The organism is Shinella sp. JR1-6, from assembly GCF_004284735.1.
In the GTDB taxonomy this organism is placed as follows: domain Bacteria; phylum Pseudomonadota; class Alphaproteobacteria; order Rhizobiales; family Rhizobiaceae; genus Shinella.
Genome location: NZ_SHMI01000007.1, coordinates 220,638 through 241,007 on the forward strand (window position 1 = coordinate 220,638; position 20,370 = coordinate 241,007).

Here is a 20,370-nt window from a genome sequence, read left to right on the forward strand (position 1 = left end):
GCGGCCGGATGGGAAAACGCAACCCTCAGGGAGCCCACCATGGCTGAAACGCTTTACTTCCGAGCCGAAGACCTGACCCGCTACGCCACCGAGATGTTCCTCTCCGTCGGCATGAGCAAGGCCGATGCGGCGCTGATCGCGGGCGACCTCGTCAAGGCGAACCTGCGCGGCGTCGACAGCCATGGCGTCAGCCGCATCCCGATGTATCTGGAGCGGTTGAAGCGCGGCCTCGTCAATCCGCGCCCCGAGGTGAAGGTGACGAAGGTGGCCGGCGCCGTCGCCGCGGTCGACGGCGACAACGGCATGGGCTTCGTCGCCTCCAACATCGCCATGAACGCCGCCTGCGACATTGCCGGCGAGATGGGCATCGGCCTTGCCGGCGTGAACCGCTCGACGCATTTCGGCATGGGAGCGTGTTATGCGCTGCGCGCCATCGAGCGCGGTTTCATCTCGATGATCTTCACCAATTCCTCGCCCGCCATTCCGATGTGGGGCGGGCGCACCACCTTCCTCGGCGCAAGCCCCATCGCCGCCGGCATTCCGGGCGGCAAGCACCCGCCCTATGTCATGGACATGGCGATGACGGTCATCGCGCGCGGAAAGATCCGGCTCGCGGCCATGAAGGGCGACCCCATCGCCGAGGGCCTGGCGCTCGATGTCGACGGCAACCCCACCACGGACGCCGCCAAGGCCTTCGAGGGCGTCTGCCTGCCCTTCGGCGGCGTCAAGGGCTCGGTTCTGGCGACACTGATGGACCTGATGTCCGGTGTCCTCACCGGCGCGAATTTCGGCGGCGACGTGAAGAGCCTCTATTTCGACCATTCCGAGCCGCAGAATGTCGGCCACCTGTTCTTCGCCATCAAGCCGGACCTCTTCCTGTCGCTCGATGATTTTGGCGCGCGAATGGACGAGTTCTACGAGCGCATCAAGGTGCTGCCGCGCGCGGCCGGCGTCGACGAGATCATGATGCCGGGCGAGCCCGAGCAGCGCCGCGAGGACGAACGCCGCCGCACCGGCATCCCCGTCACCGGCAATGTCGTCGCGGATCTCATCGCCGAGGGTGAAGGCCCCGGCGTCGCCTTCCCGGAAGGCAGCGCGGCCCCTTTCGAGGCAGCCTGATGAACCGCCTCTCCGCCCACATCGGCTACCTCTATGGCGACCTGCCGCTTGCCGAACGGCCGGCGGCGGCGGCACGCGACGGTTTCACCGCCGTCGAGCATCCCGAGCCCTTTGCCGTGCCGGCGAAGGAGATGCGCGCCCGCCTTGCCGATCTCGACCTCACCTTCTCACAGGTCACGTCGGGCATGGGCGATGCAGCCGCGGGCGAAAAGGGCCTTGCCGCGCTCGCCGGCCGCGAGGCGGAGTTCCGTGCCGGCTTCGACCGGGCGCTCGCCTATGCGCTGGAGATCGATTGCCCCTTCGTCCACCCCATGGCGGGCGTGCCGAAGGGCGGCGTGCTGGATGCCGCCGAGACCTACAGGCTCAACCTCTCCTGGGCGCTGAACCGGGTGGAGGGCAGCGGCGTGCGGGTGCTCGTCGAGGCGATCACCATTCCCGGCTACCATATGGGCAGCCTTGCCCTTGCGGCAGAGTTGCAGGACCAGTTCCACGGCCGTTTCGCCCTCTTGTTCGACACCTACCATGCTGCCGTCCTGGGTGAGAACCCGCACCTCTGGATCGCACAGAATGCCGACCGCATCGGCCATGTCCATATCGCCGACCACCCCGGCCGCCACGAGCCGGGAACCGGCACGCTCGCCTTCGAGCCCATGCTCGCCGCCCTCACGGCAGCCGGTTACGCCGGTGCCATCGGCTTCGAATACATCCCCTCCGCCGCGACATCCGCCAGCACGTCCTTCCTTCCCGGCTGGAAGCGGCTCCTTTCCGAAAAGGTTTCCCCATGACCGCGATCACCTCCGTCAATCCCGCCACCGGAAAGCCCATCCGCAGCTTCGACCTGCAGGACGATGCCGCCGTGGACGCTGCGCTGGAGGCAGCAGCCCGCGCACAGCGCGCCTGGCGGCGCGTCCCGGTCGGCGAGCGCGTGGCGCTGCTCACCCGCATGGCCGCGGCGCTGCGCGCCAGCAAGGCGCGGTACGCCGAGATGATCGTGCGCGAAATGGGCAAGCCCATCGCCGAGGCCGAGGCCGAGATCGAGAAATGCGCCTACAACTGCGATTTCTACGCCGAGCATGCGCCGGTCTATCTCGCAGACGAGCCCGTTGCCTCCAATGCCAGCGAGAGCGTCGTCGCCTTCGAACCGCTCGGCGTGGTGCTGGCGATCATGCCGTGGAACTATCCGTTCTGGCAGTATTTCCGCTTCGTCGCCCCGGCGCTTGCCGCCGGCAACGGCGCGATCCTCAAGCACGCCAACAACGTGCCGGAATGCGCGCTTGCCGTTCAGGAGGTGATGGACGCCGCCGGCACCCCGGCCGGGCTGACGGCGACGTTGCTCGTCGATACGGCCAAGGTCGCCGGCCTCATTGCCGACCCGCGCATCGCGGCCGTGACGCTGACGGGCTCGACCGAGGTCGGCGCCATCGTCGCTTCGCAGGCCGGCAAGGCGCTGAAGAAGCAGGTGCTGGAACTCGGCGGCTCCGACCCGTTCATCGTGCTCGCCGATGCCGATCTGGAGGCCGCCGCCGAGACTGCCGTCAAGGCACGCTACATCAATGTCGGCCAGTCCTGCGTCAACGCCAAGCGCTTCATCGTGGAGGAGGCCGTCGCTGATCGCTTCACCGCGCTCTTCGTCGAAAAGGCCGCCGCGTTGAAGATCGGCGATCCGATGGAGCGCGACACGAAAATCGGCCCGATGGCGCGCGAAAACCTGCGCACCGGTCTGCACGATCAGGTCAAGCGCTCGCTTGCCGAGGGGGCCGTGCTGAAACTCGGCGGCGAGCCGCTCGAAGGCGATGGCTTCTACTATCCACCGACCGTGCTCGACCACGTCAGGCCGGGCATGACGGCCTTCCGCGAGGAAACGTTTGGCCCGGTCGCCGCCATCATCCGCGCGAAGGACGCGGACGAGGCCGTCGCCATGGCCAATGACAGCGAATACGGCCTCGGCGCTGCACTCTGGACGGGCGATGCTGCCCGCGGACGAGCACTCGCCGCCCGCATCGATGCCGGCGCCGTCTTCATCAACGGCATGACCGCCTCCGACCCGCGCTACCCCTTCGGCGGCATCAAGCGCTCCGGCTACGGGCGTGAACTCGGCGTCTATGGCATCCGCGAATTCGTCAACATCAAGACCGTCTGGATCGGTCCTTCCAAGTGAGGTCCCCAATGTCCGAACCCGCTATCCTGCGCCCGCACGAGCTGAAGACCAACGACCGCGGCAGCGGCGCGCGCACCACGCCACTCGTCACCCGTCGCTGCGGCTCCACCAGCATGATCAACGGCATCACGGCCTTCGATCCCGGCGCCGCCATCGGCCTGCATTTCCACAATTGCGAGGAAAGCGTCATGGTGATCGAGGGCGAGGCGATCGCCGAGATCGATGGCGTGCAGCACCATCTTTCCACCAACGACACGACCTGGATTCCCGCCAACGTGCCGCACCGCTTCATCAACGCATCGGACAAGCCGATGCGTATCTTCTGGACCTACGCCACGGTCGATGCCACCCGCACCATGGTCGCGTCCGGCGAGAGCCGGTCGATCGATGCCGAACACGGCCATGCAGCGAAATGAAGGAGAACCCCATGTCCCCCGTCGTTGAGGTGGCAGAGATCAGGGTCACCGATCCCGCCGGCTTCGAGGCCGCCGTTGCGGCGGCGCGGCCCTTTTTTCTCGCTGCCGACGGTTGTCTCGATCTCGCCTTGCACCGCGTCGTCGAGACGCCGGAGACCTACCGGCTGCTCGTGACATGGCGCAGCATCGAGGACCATATGGTCACGTTCCGCGCTTCCGACGGTTTCCAGAGATGGCGGGCACTCGCTTCGCCCTATTTCGCAGCGCCGCCGGTCGTCACCCATTCGGCGGCCGTGGCTCTCTGACGGGCGGGGCATGGCGCACACCCTCCTTTTCCGGCGCGGGATGACCGTGCTGATCGCGGCAGCTGGCGTTGCGGTCTTCCTCGCCCTGCATCTGCCCCTGCCGTTCCTGTTCGGGCCGATGGCCGCCTCGCTGGTGGCGGCGCTGTTCGGCGCGCCGCTGGCAGGGCTGGGGCAGGTGTCGGTCGCCGCGCGCTCGGTGCTTGGTGTCGCGATCGGCACATCCGTCACCCCGGCGCTGATCGCCGAACTGCCCTCGATGGTCGCGTCCCTGGCACTGGTGCCGGCCTATATCGTCGTGATCGGGCTGATCGGCGTGCCCTTCTTCCGGCGCGTCTGCGGCTTCGATCCGGTAACGGCCTTTTATGCCGCCATGCCCGGCGGGGCGGCGGACATGACGATCTTCGGACAGGAGGCCGGGGCGAATGTCCGGCAATTGTCGCTGGTCCATGTCACGCGGCTGATGGTCATCATGGTCGTCGCGCCCATCATCCTCGTCAACATCTACGGCGTCGGCCTCACGCATCCGGTCGGCCCGCCGGCCTCCGACCTGCCGGTTCCGGAAATGCTGATCATGGCGGTCGCCGCTCTCGTCGGCTGGAAGGGTGGCGAGCGGATCGGCCTTTTCGGCGCGGCGATCCTCGGGCCGCTCCTCGTCTCCGCCGTCCTGTCGCTCGCCGGCATCCTGCATCTGCGTCCGCCGCGCGAGGCGCTTCTGGCCGCACAATTCCTCATCGGCATGGGCATCGGCGTCAGCTATGTCGGCGTGACGCTGCGCGAACTGCGCAACACCGTCACCGGCGGGGCTGCCTTCGTGCTGATCCTCGCCGCGCTCGCCGGCGCGGTGACGGAACTCGTGACGCTGACCGGCCTTGCCCCGCCCGTCGAAGGCTTCCTTGCCTTCATTCCCGGCGGGCAGGCGGAAATGTCGATGCTGGCGCTGGTCTCCGGTGCGGACCTGAGCTTCGTCGTCGTGCACCACCTCACGCGCATCCTGGTGGTCATCCTCGGCGCGCCGATCCTGTTCCGCCTCATGCGCCGGGCTCAGCCGCCCGGCTGAGGCGACCGCAGCCGCGCCAGCGCCGCAACGATCGCCCGTCCGGCGACCTCCACGTCCTCGGCGGAAATGTCGAGATGGGTGACCATGCGGACGCGGCTCTCGCCCTCGACATTGACGCGGATCCCCGCGCCGAACAGCGCCTCGGCCAAGGTGCGCGCGGGAACGCCTGTCCCGGCAAGATCGAGAAACAGGATGTTGGTGACATCGCCCTCGGGCTGCAGGCCAAGGCCGGGCACGCCGCCAAGCCACCTGGCAAGCCGGCGGGCATTGGCGTGATCCTCCGCCATGCGCGCGACATTGTGATCGAGCGCATAGAGCCCCGCGGCGGCGAGAATGCCGGATTGCCGCATGGCGCCACCGAGCCGGTGCTTCCAGATCAGCGCCTCTTCGATGAAGCCTTCCGGCCCCGCCAGAACCGCACCGACCGGGCATCCCAAACCCTTGGAAAGATCGATCCAGACGCTGTCGCACGGCGCGGCGAAGCGGGCCGCTGGAAGGCCGGTGGCGACGGCGGCGTTGAGCAGCCGCGCACCGTCCATGTGCAGCGCGAGCCCCTTTTCCTGCGCCAGTGCCTTCAGGGCAAGGATCGTCGCCTCGGGCCAGATGCGCCCGCCGCCGCGATTGGTGGTCTGCTCGATGGCGATGACCCGGCTGCGCGGCGAACGGTGGCGCGGCACCCGCAACCGGCGCACGACGTCCTCCACGGAAAAGAGGCCCGTCGCCGTCTCGATCGGGCGGAACTGCGCGCCGGAGAGCGCCGCTGCGCCCGCCCCTTCCGAACCGAAGACATGGGCGTTTTCCGCACAGACGATCTCGTCCCCCGCCCGGCAATGGACGAGGAAGGCGATCTGGTTCGCCATCGTTCCTGAAGGCAGGAACAGCGCCTTCTCTTGCCCCAGCAGCTCGGCCACCCGTGCCTCCAGCGCCAGCGTCGTCGGGTCCTCGCCCCGCTGCTCATCACCCACGACCGCCGCCGCAATGGCCTGGCGCATGCCTTCGCCGGGGCGCGTGGCGGTGTCGGCAGCAAGATCGATGAGGGGGGAAGGGGGCGACATGAACGCTATCCTTGAATGCGAGGCGGCAACCGGCGCGCCGACGGCGCACCGGAGCGATCCTATCCGGAAGGACACGGTTGCCACAACACGCCACCGCACCCGATGAGGAGGCCATTTCCTGCCTCCACGCCCTGAAAGGGTAGCACAGCGGCACCGCAGGAACGGAGATCCCGGCTCCGCCTGCCCACAAGGGTAGGGCTGGCGGCAATCGCACTGAGACGCGGAAAGGCAAGAAGCTTGCCTTTCCGTTCAGAAAAAGGGTCCGGTCCGGCGCAGGATCTGCCGCGACCGCCCCAGGGCGCTCCGATTACATCAGCATCAGCTTGTCATTCAGCGCCATCCAGCCGCCGGGCTCCTTGATCAGGGCGGCGGTGTCGTGCTTGCCGAAGATGCGGGTGAAGCTGCGTTTGGTGAAGATCTCGTAGAACATCGCCGAGGCCGGGCCGACGGGCCCGCCGCGGCCGCCGAAGGCACCGGCGATAACAGTTTCCTGATAGGCGCGCCAGTGAACCTCCATCGCGGTGCGCGCGACGAGCTTGCTCAGCGTCACCTTGATGCCGAGCTTGGCGACGGTGGTGGCCACGCTGGTGGCAAGGCCGACCGCCGGGATCGGGATGGCGGCACCGGCAAGACCGACGCCGCGCACGCCGATCTTGGCGACCTTCGCCTTGAGCATGGCATCGACCCAGCGCGTCACCGTCTCGCTCTTCTTGAAGCCCTTGCCGGCGGCCTTGATGCCGATGAGATGCGCAGCCGTGGTGCCGACGGCGCTGCCCTCCTTCAGGATGCTGCCGACATCGACCGCCGTCACGCCCGAGGCAAGGCCCCCGGCGAGACTGACCGCGCTGCCGCCGAGGCCCTTGAAGGTGCGCCCGGTGAAATACTTGCGCGTCTTCGGCGACATGCCGTCATGTCCGTTGGCCAGGAAGGCCGGGTTCGGGATGACCCTCTCATCCGCATCCTCCGCGCCGTAGACCTCGCGCAGGAAATGCACGACCGCCACGATGCTCGATGCGGTGTCGTCCATATCCGCGATCGATTCCACGACACACCAGCACACGTCTTCCGCGTCGCCCTTGTCGAGCGCGCCAAAATTGATACCACCCGGCACGACCTGTCCCCCTTTGAAAAACCAGAGACCGGCCCGTGTGCAGCCCTTGCTCGCCGTGCCGTTCTACCCCTTGTCCCCACTACGTTACGCGGCGTCGCTTGCTTACGCCATCACTAAAATGCCGACGCAGACGCTACTGCAAACTCCGCACAATTGACAGTGGCAAGTCACGGCCCAACCGCACTTTTCGCGTTCAGGCACGCCGCCGGACGACCAGCACCGTGATGTCGTCGAACTGTGCCGCGCCGCTGGCAAAGGCACGCGCCTTCGCCAGAACGGCACCGGCAAGATCGGCCGAGGAAGCGCCGCGATTGCCGGCGATCTCGGCAAGGATGGCCTCCGTACCGAACTGGGCCTGATCCGCGTTCTGCATGTCCGAAAGACCATCGGAGGTGAGGAACAGGCAGTCGCCCGCAGCAAGGGTCAGCTCATGATCGGCAAAGGTCAGCGCCTCGATGACCCCGAGCGCCGGATCGGGCGGCGTGGAGACCTCCGACACGGCCGCCGCGCCTGTCAGGATGGGATAGACATGCCCGGCATTGCAATAGGCGAGGCGACCGGTCGCAACCTCCAGCAGGGCGAAGAACAGCGTGACGAAGCGGGAATTCGGATTGTTCTTGCAAAGCTCGTCGTTGACGAGGGCGACGATCTCGGAAGGCTGAGGCACCCGGCCGGCTATGGCGTGGAACTGCAGCGTCCCCGCCCGCAGGAGACTGCGCGTGCGCGCCATGAAGAGCGCGGCCGAAGCCCCCTTGCCCGCCACGTCGCCGATCGCCAGCGCGACGAGGCCCGGCGCGACCTCGAACACGTCGTAGAGATCGCCGCCGATTTCGAGGGCAGGATCGACGCTCGCAAAGATGTCGAGCCTTGCCGGATCGACGGGAAATTCGGTGGGCAGCATGGATTGCTGGCACAGCCAGGCTTCAGCCAGCTCGCGCTCCAGCCGGTCGAGCTGGCGCTGGTTGATGTCGCGCAGGAACTTGCGTTCCAGCACGGCCCTGACGCGGGCAGCAAGCAGCGCGGGATTGAAAGGCTTCGGCAGATAGTCCTCGGCGCCCAGCTCGACGCAACGCACCACCGTCTCGATCTCCGATGCGGCAGAGATCATCACGACGGGCGTCTTCTGAAGCCAGCCTTCGTCACGCATGGCCTGCAGCGCATCGACACCGTTCATGCGCGGCATCATCACGTCGAGCAGCACGAGATCGAAGGGCTCGCTGCGGATCCTGTCGAGCGCCTCGAGGCCGTCGGCCGCCTGGTGCACATCGACGAGACCCTGCCGCCGCAGCCGGCGCGCCAGCACGTCCCTGTTGTCCTCGATATCGTCGACGATGAGGATTCTTGCCTGGGAGAAATCCAAAGAGGGCCTCGTGGCTGCGATGCGGATGAAGGGCGGCGCCTGGGCGTCAGGTTACGCCAATCGCGCGGCGTTTCAAGGCGGCGGATGGAATTGCCATGCCGTGCCCGGCCTTACCGCCCGTTGATCGAGAGCATGCCCGTCACGGGATCGATCGCCGTGTTGAAGATCACCGCCTCGCTGGAGGAATCGGTTTCCAGAAGCGCGTTGATCTGGAAGCGCAGCACCCGCTCGACCTGGTTTTCCGGCACGACCAGCACGACGGAAAGCTCGCGGAAGCGTGGCTCGAACCGGCGGATGACATCCTCCAGTCCCTTGCGGAACTGTTCCTGCTGGGCGGGCGAGGCGAGGTGCTGGCTTTGCACTTCCGGCAGGCCGTAGGTCAGGATCGACTGGCGCAGCTCCGTCAGCCGCGCGTCCTCCGGCAGGCGGCCCGGCCGGGTGTTGAACAGGATTTCCAGGTCGCGCCGGACCGATTCGTGCAGTTCCTGCATGGCGCGGTCGGCGCTGCGATCGGTCTCGATGCTGTCGCCCTGCAGCAGCCGGTCGAAGAGCGGAAGCCGGGGAGGGGCCTTGTTGGGAAGCCGGGCCATGCGTTCTCCTTTGCCTTACCGCGACCGCATCGCCTGGACTTCAGTGCGCATCCGGAACCCCGAGACGACCTGGTCGAACTGGAAATGCGGCTGGAGATGCAGCACGCAGTTCATGACGCCCGGGCGCCCGCTCACCTCGCTCATCTCCAGCCGCGCCCCGGCCAGCGGATAGCGCGCCTTCAGCTCGGGGCCGGCATCGGTGTTGCCGATCGTGTAGTTGCGCAACCAGTCTTCGAGATACCGTTCGAGGTCCTGCGGCGTCGTATAGGCGCCGACCCGGTCGCGCGCCATGATCTTCACATAATGGGCGAAGCGGCTCATGCACATGACATAGTGCAGCATGGAGGACAGCCGGCCATTGACCTGCATGGGCAGGTCGCCGTCATTCGGGGCGGCATAGAGCGATTGCGCGCCGAGGAAAACGACGGACCGATCGAAATTGCGCGGGGTAAGCGCGATGAAGCCGAGCCCTTCGAGAATCTTCTGCTTCTTGTCGGTAAGCTCCACCTCCAGCGGCCGCCGGTAGGCGATGGCCTCACCGGTGGAAAAATTTGCCGCCGGCAGATGGTCGACCACACCACCGAGATCGCCCTCCGGACCGCGCGTGCCGCACATGTCGGCAAACCAGCCCCAGTCACGGAAGGCGCGGATGGCGATGACGCCGAAGGCGAAGGCGGCATTGCCCCAGAGCCAGGAATCGACCCCCGCGCCACCCTCGCTGTAGCGGAAGCCGTCCTGGCGGGAGGCGCTGTCGCGGTACCGGTCGCGCAGCAGGACACGCGGCATGGCGATGCCGAGGAAACGGCTGTCCTCGAGGTCGCGCAGCCGGCGCCAGCGATGGTATTCGCCGAGCTGGAAGCCAGCATCGAGACGTTGTGCATAGGAAAGGTCGGCGAAGGTGGTGACGCCGAAGAGCTCCGGCGCGGCACCAAGGATGCAGGGAGAGAAGGCCGCAGCGGCGACCTGCGCAAGCCCGGTGAGCGTGCCGACATCGTCCTGCCCGCCGGGGGCACGGTGGCGCACCGCATGATCGCACAGAAGCAGACCGTAGGGCACGCCGCCCGGCATGCCGTATTCTTCGCTGTAGACCTTGGCGAACAGCGTGCTCTGGTCGAACTCGATGGCACGGTCGAAGTCCCGCGACAGCTCCGCCCAGGTCGCGTTGAAGAGCTTGACGCGGACCTTGTCGTCGTTGCCGGTTTCCGAAAGCAGGAGATCGACACCGCGCCAGGAGGCTTCCAGCGCCTTGAAATCAGGAGTGTGGATGATGGCGTCGATCTGGTCGCCGAGGAGCGGATCGATCGCCGCGATATCGCGGGTCAGCACCGCGCGCCAGCGGTCGCCGCCCTTGCGCGGGCCGAACCAGAGACGGAGGCATTCGTCAGGGTCCTCGCAATCGAGGAACCGGTCGAGCGCCGCGGCAGGAGCATCCCCGCCGCGGCCCAGGACAGCGTCGACGATCCGAAGCCGCAGGCCGGCTTCGCCCGTCGCACCATCGCCGCCGGAGGCGTGTCCCGCAGCGATGGCGTCGTCTTCGTGCATCCGGGCGTCAGCCCATCTGCGGAATGCGGGCGACGAGGCGCATGGAGGCGGTCAGCTCTTCCATCTGCAACCACGGACGCAGATACGCGACGGCGTTGTAGGCGCCCGGCGAACCCGGGATTTCCTTCACCGTGACCTGGGCTTCGGCCAGCGGATACTGCGCCTTCATTTCGGCGCTCGCATCCGGATTGCCGTTGACGAAGTTGCGGATCCAGTTGTTGAGCCAGGTCTCGCAATCGCTGACCTCGAGGAAGGAGCCGATCTTGTCGCGGCCCATGACCTTGAGATAGTGCGAGAAGCGCGACGTCGCCATGATGTAGGGCAGGCGGGCGGAGATGGCGGCATTGGCCGTCGCGTCCGGCTTGTCGTACTTCTTCGGGCGCTGGGTCGTCTGTGCACCGAAGAACACGGCATAGTCGGTGCTCTTGTAGTGGCAGAGCGGCAGGAAGCCGAGCTTGGAAAGTTCGGCTTCGCGGCGGTCGGTGATACCGATTTCCGTCGGGCACTGCTGGTCGGCATCGCCGTCGTCGCTGGTGAAGGTGAAGGTCGGAAGGTTCTCCACCTTGCCGCCGCCTTCCGCACCGCGGATGGCCACGCACCAGCCGTACTTGGCGAAGGCCGAGGTCAGGCGTTCACCCAGCGCGTAGGATGCATTCATCCAGGTGAAGTCTTGCGACTGCATCTTGGTGACGACGCCGTTGGCATCGATCGGGGCTTCCTCGAACTTGAACTCCTCGATCTGCTTGCCCTGCGAACCGTAGGGCACGCGGGCGAGCACGCGCGGCATGGTGAGCGTGACGAAGCGGCTGTCGTCGCTGTCACGGAAGCTGCGCCACTTGATGTATTCCGAGCTGTCGAAGATCTTTTCGAGGTCGCGCGGCTTGGAAAGCTCGGTGAAGCTTTCGAGGCCGAACATCTTCGGGCTGGCGGCCGAGATGAAGGGCGCGAAGGACGCAGCGGCAACATTCGACATGCCCTGCAGCACTTCGAGGTCTTCCGTGCCGCTGCCGAATTCGAAGTCGCCGATCAGCGCGCCGTAGGGTTCGCCGCCGGGCGTGCCGAATTCGTTTTCATAGAGCTTCTTGAAAATCTGGCTCTGGTCGAATTCGACGGCCTTGGTGAGGTCCTTGTGCAGCTCCTTCTTCGTCATGTTGAGCATGCGGATTTTCAGCGTCGCGCTGGTTTCCGAGTTCTTGACGAGATAGTTCAGACCGCGCCAGGTGCCTTCCAGCTTCTGGAACTCGTCATTGTGCATGATCGCGGTGAGCTGCTTGGAAAGCTTCTCGTCGATGGCCGCGATCGCCTTGTTGAAGGTCTGCGTCAGGTTCTTGCTGAACGTCACCGTGCCGGAAAGGGCTTCGGAGGTCAGCGTGCGCAGGAGGTCCTGGATCTCGTCGGGCTCGGCGGTCTTGGTGACCTGGATGGCCTGGTCGAGAAGGCTCAGGGAGCCGGTCTCTTCGGCGACAGCGGCGCTTCCGGCTGCTTGGGTCTCGGCGCTCATGCCCTTACTCCTTTTCTGCGCCAAGCTCGCCCGCCAGGGCCGTCAGCTTGTCGGTGTTCTGCAGGACTTCTTCCAGGAGGCTTTCCAGCTCTTCCGAGCGATCGACCTTCGACATCAGGTCGCGCAGCTTGTTGCGCACGGCCAGCAGCTTGCGCAGCGGCTCGACCTGGTCGACGATGGCGCCGGGCTCGAAATCGTCGATCGACTTGAACTTCAGCGCGACCGGCAGCAGGGAATCGTCACCCGCCAGCGTGTTCTCCACCTTGAATTCCGCGCCGGGCGTCATGCGCTGCATGACGTCGTCGAAATTGTCGCGGTCGATCTGGATGAACTTGCGGTCACGCAGCGGCTTCTGCGGCTCGTAGGGCTTGCCCGAAAAGTCGCCGATCACGCCGACGACGAACGGCAGTTCCTTGCGGACCTGCGCGCCTTCCGTCTCCACGTCATAGGTGATGTGAACGCGCGGTGCACGCACTCTCTTCAATTTCTGTTGAACGCTTTCTGCCATGACGGCCCCCTCTTCAAGCGGTGGATTTTCTGCGACTCGTTATCAATAACCCTGTTCGGCCGGCTCCGGCGGCTTGATGCCCGCCGCCAGCAAGATGCGCTGCAGATGGGACGGGTCCTCGACCAGCTCCAGCAGCAGTTCAGGCAGGCTCATGCGCGCACGCCTGACGGCGTCATCGAGCGTGTACGACATGGGCGAATGGGGCTCCGTCTTGCGGAAATAGGCGGCGATGCGGGACAGTTCCGCCAGCGCCTCCTCACGAGACTGATAGCCTTCGATCTTCCGCACGACGACGGTGGTTTCCCCCGCCGCGCGCATGCCGGCCTCGCCCTCGTCTGCCGGACCGTCGGCGGCGATGTCCTCGCTGCCGGAAGAGTAGTTTGCAACTGCCAGCTTGTCAGCGGCGAAATGGGCTATCGAGCGGGAGATCTCCTCCAGAAGCTCGCGCAGCGCCGAAACGGGTGGGGCATCGACGCCGGCCACCGCGTCGAAGGCCGCCGACATCTCGGCAAGGGCGGCAAGCGCCTCCGCGATCCCGGTCTGGGTTTCGGCGAAGAAGGAGGCGGGTGTATCGGCCACGCTCTCCATGAATTGCTCCATGGTCACCGCACCGTTGTCGATCCGCTCCTGCCGGCGGTTGGAATCGGTGACCTTGGCAAGGTCCGTCGCCTGCTCGTAGTTCCACAGCGAGTAGCTGCCCTGCGAACCGCGGGTGATGGACACGAGGCGGATCGGCTGGATGAGCGTGCCGACCGCGCCGGAGCCGTTGAGGCCGGCGACGGCGGATACTTTTCCTTCCACGCCGTCTTCGTCAAGCTCGGGAAAACACGTCTCCCAGAAACCCGCGACGAGGCCGGTCATCACCTTCAGGCCATCGCGCAGGCCCATGAAACCGTCCTGCCGCAACAGGGCTTCAATCAGCCATGCGGCGATTTCGAGATCCTTGCCATGGGTGCCGAGAATCTCCGCCGCCGTTTCGGCGACCGTATCCCATTCCTCGGGCGGTGCGCCGCCGAGTTCGACAGCGGCCCGCTCGGCCGAGCGGGCGGCGTTACGGGCGTCCTTGGTGCGGTAGTAGAGCGAGGTGGGGGAGCTGTCGGAACGCGGATCGGTCCCGGCAGGCGCCTCTTCCGAGATCGGCTGGAGCAGAGCATCGACATCGATAACCTGCGGCAGAGCCATGGGTCTAGATCCTCCCCTCGCGGGCTGATTGCGGAATAGCCGGCGCATGCCGCTTCCGCCGCACTTCAATTGGATACCGCTACACGCGGGGCTGGCAGAGAATGCTTAGCCCCAAATACTTAATTGATCTTGAAGCGAATCTCCCGATTCTGGAGCTTCGCCCCGAGCCTGTTGTTCCACAAACGTCACACGTTTTTGTGAAGCCTGGCTCACGATCCATTCGTTCCTACCGGCCGCTCGCCCGGCAACCAGCCGTTGCCGCCATTGGCAATGCTGACCGCCCGGACGATCGCCGTCTCGAAGCGATCGACGAGCGTCGCCGCATCGCCATTGGTGATCGACAAGAGGATGGACGCCCCCGCGCCGATCGGCCCCAGGCGCGGATCGGCCTCCGCATCCGGCATGCCCTCCGGCGCAAGGCTGCCGCCGGACCAGAACACCGAGAGCGCGGCATAGGCCGCCGCTCCCGTGAACTTGGCCGATTCGGCGCATTCCATGCAAGAGCGGCGACGGGCGTCGCTCGGCTCGTAGACCCAGGCCGCCGTGCGGTCGAGGCACAGCATTTCCAGCTCGGTCGGCACCGGAATGTTGGTTCTGGCCACCACATGCGCCCACCAGATCGCCTCGCGGATGGGCAATGCAAAGGCGACGAACCGCACGGCGTCCCCAATGTTTTCCGCCTCGACGAGCAGCGCGAGGAAGCCTTGCGGTGACAGGTCGGGCAAAAGGAAGGGTCGAGCCTCGGCAGACAGGTCCGCCCGGCTGCAGATCTCCTGCGCCGTCTGGGCCGTCACCTTGCGGAACGCTTCCGTCTGGATCTTCACCGTCTGCCCTTCGTTCTTGCCGGTTCCGGATGGCGGAGCGCCTGCTCCCCGCCGGAACCGGCCTAGTTGATCTTCACGATGCCGCCCTTGAGGATGGCCATGCCATCGCCCGCGACGTTGACGACCGGTCCCTTGACATCCGTCTTGGCGGAACCCTCGATGGAAAGGGTGACGCCCTTGATGGTAATGCCGGCCTGCGTGATCTCCACCGTGCTGGCGCCGCACTTCAGCGTGATGCCCTGCATTGCCTCGAGCGTGATCTTGCCGGCGCTGGCCTTCGTCGTCTGGTTGCCCTTGGACAGCGTCAGGCTGTCATCGCCCATGGTGAGAGCCACGGTACGGCCACCCTTCTTGAGGGTCAGGTCGTCATTGCCGGTGGACAGCGTGACGGTGCGGTTGCCCTTGTCGATGTCGAGCATCTCGTTGCCCGTCTCGATCTTTTCCGTCCGGTTGCCCTTCTTGATCGTCAGGGTCTCGTTGCCCTCGGTGATCTCGGTGGTGCGGTCGTTCTTGATCGTGCGCTTCTGGTCGTGCCCGACATCCAGCGTGTCGTCGTTCTCGACTTCCCGCAGGAAATCCTTCTCCGCATGGAAGGTGATCTTTTCTTCGCCCTTCTTGTCCTCGAAGGAGAGCTCGTTGGCATTCGCCGTCTGGCCGGACTTGCTGCTGCGGGTCAGAAGCCCGCTCTTCGTCATGTTGGCGGGCAGCGCCCAGGGCGGCATGTTGTCGGCATTGTAGACAGCGCCCGTCACCAGCGGCCGGTCCGGATCGCCGTCGAGAAACTGCACCACCACCTCCATGCCGATGCGCGGCACGAAGACGGAGCCCCAGTTGCTGCCGGCAAGCGACTGCGCCACGCGCACGAAGCAGGAGCTCTTCTCGTTCTTCTTGCCGTAGCGGTCCCAATGGAACTGCACGCGGATGCGGCCATATTTGTCGGTGTGGATCTCATCGCCGGACGGGCCGACGACAAGGGCGGTCTGCGGCCCCTGAACCACGGGCTTCGGCGTCGGCAGCGAATTGCGCGCGATGCGCGTCGCCGGCATGGAGGAGAAACGGTTGCGGTAGTAGGGTTTGACCTCGGTGCCAGGCCGCATGGTGAAATGCGCGCGATCAAGGGCCTCGTGATGCACTTCCGTCAAGACGAGGCGGCGGTTTTCCGCAGAGACGGGATGCCCCTTCAGCGTGAAGGCATGGCCACTCGTGAAGCTGGCGCAGGTGCCGCCACCGCTCGCCGTCTCGAAGCCGGCCTCGGCCGCGTCGATGGCGGCGGTGGCATACCGCTTCAGTGTGTCGGCTTTCACAGACGTGCCGGGGAAGCGGAAATGCTCCCATTTCTTGCTCGAGGCGGGCTGCTGGTTCGTCTTGCGTTCGCCCTCGATGTTGTCGGTGGGCTTCTCGAAGTCGTAGTCCTCGATATGCCACTCGGCGTCCGTGAGGCTCGCGCCCGTGTCGAAGGTGTGGATGCTGTCGACCGCCTCTTCCTGCGCCTGGCGGTATTCGACGGTGTCCTGCAGGCAATCGGCATAGGCGGACGCGTTGTCCGCCAGCACCAGCTTGTGCTCGCCGTCCTTGTGCTTGAAGAAATAGAAGATGCCCTCCTCGGAAAGGAGGCGCTGGAAGAAGTCGAAGTCCGTCTCGCCGAACTGGACCCGGTATTCACAGGTCTCGTAGCTGGCGCTCAGCTTCTTCTCGAAGGGCACGTCGCTGTCGCCGAGCAACTGCTCGATGATGGCGACTGCGGTCTTCTCCTGGAAGACCTTGTGATCGGAGGTGCGCTTGAGCAGCCACAGGCTGGGCGAGACGACAAGCGTATAGAGCCGGTATTCGTTGCGCGTGAAGGCACCGGCCGAGAAGGCGGTGACGATGCCGTTGACATAGCGGCGCTTGCCGCCGGGACGCGCCATGGAGAGGGTCACGCTCTTGCCGAGCAGATCCTTCGGATCGATCGAGGCGCGCGTGGAAAGGGCGCTGACGGTGAATTCGAAGAGGCTGGAGATGCCTTCCGTGCCGCGCGCTTCCGTGGCGACGAAGACGTCTTTCCCGAGAGGTGTCTCCAGGGTGATCCAGCGGTCCTCTTGAACTAGGGTCGTCGCCATGGGGTCTTGCTGCCCGAAAGATGCGCGCGAGGCACGCATCGCCGTCTTGTGTCATGGGTCGGAGGCGGCAGGGCCGGACGCTCCGTCGAAGCTCGCGGCGCGACCCCGCCTCTTGCGGTAAGCCGCGCCGTGAAGGCCTGTGGCTGGCGTCAGCCGCTCTTGGTCGTGGACAGGTCGTAGTTGACCGTGACCGGGGTGCCGCCCTTGTTCTTGTCGTCGTAGGGCACGAACTTGAATTCGATCTTGGTGAAGTTGATCGAGAGCGATTCCGTCGGACGGTCACCGCCCGAGGAGACGCTGTAGCCCGAGATGAGCGCGTTGGTCAGCGTGTATTCGACATAGGTGTTGCCCGGGTTGCCCGTGCTGACCAGGTGGATTTCCACCTTCTTGCCGGTGGTGCCCGTCACCGATTCGGTGAACAGCTTCGGCGAGGCGCCGTCGAGCGTCTTGGTGACGACGACTTCACTGATGCTCGGCTCGCTGGCCTCGCGGTTCGTGCTTGCGCCCGCCGGCGTGGAAATGCCGCGGCCAACGCCGAACTGCAGGGACGACACGTCGATCCACTTCTTGTGGGTGTCGTGCGTCGCTTCCCCTTCGATGCCTTCGTATTTCAGGTAGATCGCCATAGTTTGCTCCCTTGGTATCCTGATGGAGATGTCGTCGATGGATCGGGACGATCACGGCCCGCCCCGCATTGGCTTCATTGCGCTGCCACGAATTCCGTCGGCTGTTCCGGCTGCGCGACCGTATCGCCCGAAGGTTGCGCGTGGAATTCGAACTGGCCGTTTTCATCGAGCACGGCCTTCAGTCCGCCGATCTGTCCGCCCTCCGCCATGACGGCGAGAACATGGGACGACAGCCTCGGCAGGAGCCCACGCGAAAGAATGTACTCGATGTTTCGGGCGCCGCTTTCCACTTCCGTGCAGCGGCTGGCGATCTCCTCGACGAGCGTGTCGTCCCAGCTCAGGACCGCGTTGTAGTTTTCCGCGAAACGCTTGCGGATACGGCCGAGCTGCAGGGTGACGATCTGGCGGATGACGTCGTCGGCGAGCGGAAAATAGGGAACCACGGAGCAGCGGCCGAGGAAGGCCGGCTTGAAGCTCTTCAGCAGTTCCGGACGGATCGCCTCCGTCAGCTCGGTCAGGTCCGGCCGCTTGGCGGGGTCCGCATAGAGCTTGTGGATGAGGTCTGTGCCGGCGTTCGAGGTCATGATGATGACCGTGTTCTTGAAGTCGATGTCGCGGCCTTCGCCGTCGCGCAGCATGCCCTTGTCGAACACCTGGTAGAAGACGTCCTGCACGCCGGGATGGGCCTTTTCCATCTCGTCGAAGAGGATGACCGAATAGGGCCGCCGGCGCACGGCCTCCGTCAGCACGCCGCCTTCGCCGTAGCCGACATAACCGGGGGGCGAGCCGACGAGCATGGAAACCTTATGCTCTTCCTTGAATTCCGACATGTTGATGACGGTGAGGTTCTGCTCGCCGCCATAGAGCAGGTCGGCAAGCGCCAGCGCCGTTTCAGTCTTGCCGACGCCCGAGGTGCCGACCATCAGGAACACGCCGATCGGCTTTCTCGGATCGAGCAGCTTTGCGCGCGACGTGCGGATGGTTTCGGCAATCGCCTCCAGCGCATGGGACTGGCCGATGACGCGCTCGCGCAGCTTGTCGTTGAGGCCGAGGATCGTCTTGATCTCGTTGGAGACCATGCGTCCGACCGGAATGCCGGTCCAGTTGCCGACCACTTCGGCGATCGCCTGGCTATCGACCGTCACCCGCATCAGCGGCGTCTCGCCCTGCAGCGCTTCCAGCTCCCCGGTGAGGACGGAAAGCTCCGCCTTCATCTCCTCGGGGGTCTTCTCGCTAGGCTCGGCTTCGTCCGGAGCGGTCAGGGCATCGTGCAGCGCGCGGATGCGCGAGACGAGGTCCTGCTCACGCTTCCACTGGTCTTCCAGCTTTTCCAGTTCCTCGGCAACGCGCACGCGCTCCTCTTCGAGGTCCGCGATGCGCCCGGCATGGTCCGCGCCGATCTTCGTTTCACGCGCCAGTACGCCGAGATCGACGTCGATCATGTCCAGCCGGCGGCGGCGGTCCTCGACGGCCGCGGGCACGGCATTGCTGGCGATGGCGACGCGGCCGCAGGCCGTGTCGAGCAGGCTCACCGCCTTGTCGGGCAGCTGGCGGCTCGGAATGTAGCGGCGCGACAGCCGGACCGCATCCTCCACGGCCTCGGCAAGGACGCGCACGCCGTGGTGGCGCTCCAGCGTCGGAATGAGGCCGCGCATCATGGCGATGGCCGCAACGTCGTCCGGCTCCTCCACCTTGACCACCTGGAAGCGGCGGGTCAGTGCGGGATCGCGCTCGAAATACTTCTTGTACTCCGCCCAGGTCGTGGCGGCGATGGTGCGCATCTCGCCGCGGGCGAGCGCCGGCTTCAGGAGGTTTGCCGCATCGTTCTGGCCGGCAGCGCCACCGGCGCCGATCAGCGTATGGGCCTCGTCGATGAACATGATGATCGGCTTGGCGGAAGCCTTGACCTCCTCGATCACCTTCTTCAGCCGGTTCTCGAACTCGCCCTTCATACCCGCCCCCGCCTGCAACAGGCCGAGATCGAGCGACAGGAGTTCGACATCCTTGAGGGCGGACGGCACCTCGCCGGCGGCGATCTTCAGCGCAAAACCTTCCACGACCGCCGTCTTGCCGACGCCGGCCTCACCGGTCAGAATCGGGTTGTTCTGGCGGCGGCGGGTGAGGATGTCGACGATCTGGCGCGTCTCGGAATCGCGGCCGAGCACAGGATCGATCTTGCCTTCGCGCGCCCGCGCCGTGAGGTTGATCGTGTACTGGTCGAGCGCCGAACCGCCGGCCGGACCGGCCGGGGACGAGGCGGAGGCCTCGCCGGAGGCTGCCGTCTTGCCGCTGGCGGCGGCCGACTGGCCGGCCTCGCTGCTGCCCGAGACAATCTTCAGAAGACTGGTCTTCAGCGTTTCCGCATTGATCCGCGCAAAGAGCGGAGAGGCATCGCGCGCCAGTGCGGAGAGGGCGTCGTCGCCGAGCAGGCTGACGATGAGATAGCCGCTGCGGATCGAGCTGTCGCCATATTGCAAGGAGCCGTAGATCCAGGCCTCGCGCACCCACTTGACCACATTGGGGGTGAGGGCCGGCGAGCGGCTGTTGCCGGTCTTCAGCCGGTCGAGCACCTTGGTGAGATCGGCCGCGAGCCGGCCCGTGTCGATCTCGAAATGGCGCAGGATGGCCGCGACGTCGTTGTCCGTCGCCTCCACCAGCTTCGTCAGCCAGTGCTCGATCTCGACATTGTAGTGGGTTCTGGACAGCGTCAGCCCGACAGCACCTTCGAGCGACGAGCGGCAATGTGCATTCAGTCGCCCTACCAGCGATTGCAGATCCACGTTCAGCAAAGCAGCCCCCCAGCTTTTGCCACGCCAAAACCCGGTATAACCGTGCTTCAGCGTAAAAGGATGATTAGAATCAATTCTCGTAAGGCAAAACGATTACCAACTCTAAAACCTAGTACGCGTAAAAGTCT

General features: G+C 65.6%; 18 protein-coding genes. 6 read left to right on the forward strand and 12 right to left on the reverse strand.

Annotated features, from left to right (window positions below; genetic code table 11):
- Nucleotides 1–39 precede the first annotated feature (39 nt).
- Genes EXZ48_RS15355 through EXZ48_RS15380 form a run of 6 tightly spaced genes read left to right on the forward strand, consistent with a single transcriptional unit; the run spans nt 40 to nt 5,055 of the window.
- Entirely contained in the window at nt 40–1,119 is a 1,080-nt protein-coding gene (locus EXZ48_RS15355; RefSeq protein ID WP_130516822.1) for an Ldh family oxidoreductase, read from the forward strand.
- Complete coding sequence (locus EXZ48_RS15360; protein ID WP_130516824.1) at nt 1,119–1,904, forward strand: hydroxypyruvate isomerase family protein; 786 nt, start codon at nt 1,119–1,121, stop codon at nt 1,902–1,904. The genes EXZ48_RS15355 and EXZ48_RS15360 overlap by 1 nt, the downstream gene beginning before the upstream one ends.
- The gene (locus EXZ48_RS15365) at nt 1,901–3,277 is read left to right on the forward strand and encodes an NAD-dependent succinate-semialdehyde dehydrogenase (protein WP_130516826.1); all 1,377 of its coding nucleotides are present in this window, start codon (nt 1,901–1,903) and stop codon (nt 3,275–3,277) included. The genes EXZ48_RS15360 and EXZ48_RS15365 overlap by 4 nt, the downstream gene beginning before the upstream one ends.
- Before the next feature lie 8 nt (nt 3,278–3,285).
- On the forward strand, nt 3,286–3,693 hold the full coding sequence (locus EXZ48_RS15370) for a cupin domain-containing protein (protein ID WP_130516828.1): 408 nt from the start codon (nt 3,286–3,288) through the stop codon (nt 3,691–3,693).
- Between the two features lie 11 nt (nt 3,694–3,704).
- Nucleotides 3,705–3,998, forward strand: coding sequence for an antibiotic biosynthesis monooxygenase (locus tag EXZ48_RS15375; protein WP_130516830.1), 294 nt, complete (start codon nt 3,705–3,707; stop codon nt 3,996–3,998).
- A 10-nt stretch (nt 3,999–4,008) separates the two neighbouring features.
- Nucleotides 4,009–5,055, forward strand: coding sequence for an AbrB family transcriptional regulator (locus EXZ48_RS15380; RefSeq protein ID WP_130516832.1), 1,047 nt, complete (start codon nt 4,009–4,011; stop codon nt 5,053–5,055).
- Here EXZ48_RS15380 and EXZ48_RS15385 read toward each other — a convergent pair.
- From EXZ48_RS15385 to tssH, 12 genes are all read right to left on the reverse strand, one after another.
- Nucleotides 5,040–6,110 (reverse strand): low specificity L-threonine aldolase, encoded by a 1,071-nt coding sequence (locus EXZ48_RS15385; RefSeq protein WP_130516834.1) that lies wholly within the window; start codon nt 6,108–6,110, stop codon nt 5,040–5,042. The two genes, EXZ48_RS15380 and EXZ48_RS15385, sit on opposite strands and share 16 nt — an antisense overlap.
- Before the next feature lie 307 nt (nt 6,111–6,417).
- Entirely contained in the window at nt 6,418–7,221 is an 804-nt protein-coding gene (locus EXZ48_RS15390) for a hypothetical protein (RefSeq protein WP_050744293.1), read from the reverse strand.
- Between the two features lie 193 nt (nt 7,222–7,414).
- Entirely contained in the window at nt 7,415–8,581 is a 1,167-nt protein-coding gene (locus EXZ48_RS15395) for a PP2C family protein-serine/threonine phosphatase (protein WP_130516836.1), read from the reverse strand.
- 110 nt (nt 8,582–8,691) lie between these two features.
- A complete protein-coding gene (tssE, locus tag EXZ48_RS15400) occupies nt 8,692–9,171 on the reverse strand; it encodes a type VI secretion system baseplate subunit TssE (RefSeq protein WP_023515575.1) in 480 nt (159 codons plus the stop codon).
- 15 nt (nt 9,172–9,186) lie between these two features.
- Nucleotides 9,187–10,713, reverse strand: coding sequence for a type VI secretion system contractile sheath large subunit (gene tssC, locus EXZ48_RS15405; RefSeq protein WP_050744295.1), 1,527 nt, complete (start codon nt 10,711–10,713; stop codon nt 9,187–9,189).
- A 7-nt stretch (nt 10,714–10,720) separates the two neighbouring features.
- On the reverse strand, nt 10,721–12,214 hold the full coding sequence (gene tssC, locus EXZ48_RS15410; RefSeq protein ID WP_023515573.1) for a type VI secretion system contractile sheath large subunit: 1,494 nt from the start codon (nt 12,212–12,214) through the stop codon (nt 10,721–10,723).
- A 4-nt stretch (nt 12,215–12,218) separates the two neighbouring features.
- Complete coding sequence (gene tssB, locus EXZ48_RS15415) at nt 12,219–12,722, reverse strand: type VI secretion system contractile sheath small subunit (RefSeq protein ID WP_023515572.1); 504 nt, start codon at nt 12,720–12,722, stop codon at nt 12,219–12,221.
- 42 nt (nt 12,723–12,764) lie between these two features.
- A complete protein-coding gene (gene tssA / locus EXZ48_RS15420) occupies nt 12,765–13,904 on the reverse strand; it encodes a type VI secretion system protein TssA (RefSeq protein ID WP_023515571.1) in 1,140 nt (379 codons plus the stop codon).
- Nucleotides 13,905–14,113: 209 nt separating this feature from the next.
- On the reverse strand, nt 14,114–14,728 hold the full coding sequence (locus EXZ48_RS15425) for a hypothetical protein (RefSeq protein WP_023515570.1): 615 nt from the start codon (nt 14,726–14,728) through the stop codon (nt 14,114–14,116).
- A gap of 62 nt (nt 14,729–14,790) precedes the next feature.
- On the reverse strand, nt 14,791–16,827 hold the full coding sequence (locus EXZ48_RS15430; RefSeq protein ID WP_165909360.1) for a type VI secretion system Vgr family protein: 2,037 nt from the start codon (nt 16,825–16,827) through the stop codon (nt 14,791–14,793).
- Between the two features lie 149 nt (nt 16,828–16,976).
- Nucleotides 16,977–17,453 carry a type VI secretion system tube protein Hcp gene (locus EXZ48_RS15435; RefSeq protein WP_023515568.1) on the reverse strand — a complete coding sequence of 159 codons (477 nt, stop codon included), beginning with the start codon at nt 17,451–17,453 and terminating at the stop codon, nt 16,977–16,979.
- Nucleotides 17,454–17,527: 74 nt separating this feature from the next.
- A complete protein-coding gene (tssH, locus tag EXZ48_RS15440; protein WP_245462146.1) occupies nt 17,528–20,233 on the reverse strand; it encodes a type VI secretion system ATPase TssH in 2,706 nt (901 codons plus the stop codon).
- Between the last annotated feature and the right edge of the window lie 137 nt (nt 20,234–20,370).

What these genes read in the sequence shown, in the direction of transcription:
- EXZ48_RS15355 (WP_130516822.1), top strand. Translation starts at nt 40, where the DNA reads ATGGCTGAAACGCTTTACTTCCGAGCCGAAGACCTGACCCGCTACGCC.
- EXZ48_RS15360 (WP_130516824.1), top strand. Translation starts at nt 1,119, where the DNA reads ATGAACCGCCTCTCCGCCCACATCGGCTACCTCTATGGCGACCTGCCG.
- EXZ48_RS15365 (WP_130516826.1), top strand. Translation starts at nt 1,901, where the DNA reads ATGACCGCGATCACCTCCGTCAATCCCGCCACCGGAAAGCCCATCCGC.
- EXZ48_RS15370 (WP_130516828.1), top strand. Translation starts at nt 3,286, where the DNA reads ATGTCCGAACCCGCTATCCTGCGCCCGCACGAGCTGAAGACCAACGAC.
- EXZ48_RS15375 (WP_130516830.1), top strand. Translation starts at nt 3,705, where the DNA reads ATGTCCCCCGTCGTTGAGGTGGCAGAGATCAGGGTCACCGATCCCGCC.
- EXZ48_RS15380 (WP_130516832.1), top strand. Translation starts at nt 4,009, where the DNA reads ATGGCGCACACCCTCCTTTTCCGGCGCGGGATGACCGTGCTGATCGCG.
- EXZ48_RS15385 (WP_130516834.1), bottom strand. Translation starts at nt 6,110, where the DNA reads ATGTCGCCCCCTTCCCCCCTCATCGATCTTGCTGCCGACACCGCCACG.
- tssE (WP_023515575.1), bottom strand. Translation starts at nt 9,171, where the DNA reads ATGGCCCGGCTTCCCAACAAGGCCCCTCCCCGGCTTCCGCTCTTCGAC.
- tssC (WP_050744295.1), bottom strand. Translation starts at nt 10,713, where the DNA reads ATGCACGAAGACGACGCCATCGCTGCGGGACACGCCTCCGGCGGCGAT.
- tssC (WP_023515573.1), bottom strand. Translation starts at nt 12,214, where the DNA reads ATGAGCGCCGAGACCCAAGCAGCCGGAAGCGCCGCTGTCGCCGAAGAG.
- tssB (WP_023515572.1), bottom strand. Translation starts at nt 12,722, where the DNA reads ATGGCAGAAAGCGTTCAACAGAAATTGAAGAGAGTGCGTGCACCGCGC.
- tssA (WP_023515571.1), bottom strand. Translation starts at nt 13,904, where the DNA reads ATGGCTCTGCCGCAGGTTATCGATGTCGATGCTCTGCTCCAGCCGATC.
- EXZ48_RS15430 (WP_165909360.1), bottom strand. Translation starts at nt 16,827, where the DNA reads ATGGCGACGACCCTAGTTCAAGAGGACCGCTGGATCACCCTGGAGACA.
- EXZ48_RS15435 (WP_023515568.1), bottom strand. Translation starts at nt 17,453, where the DNA reads ATGGCGATCTACCTGAAATACGAAGGCATCGAAGGGGAAGCGACGCAC.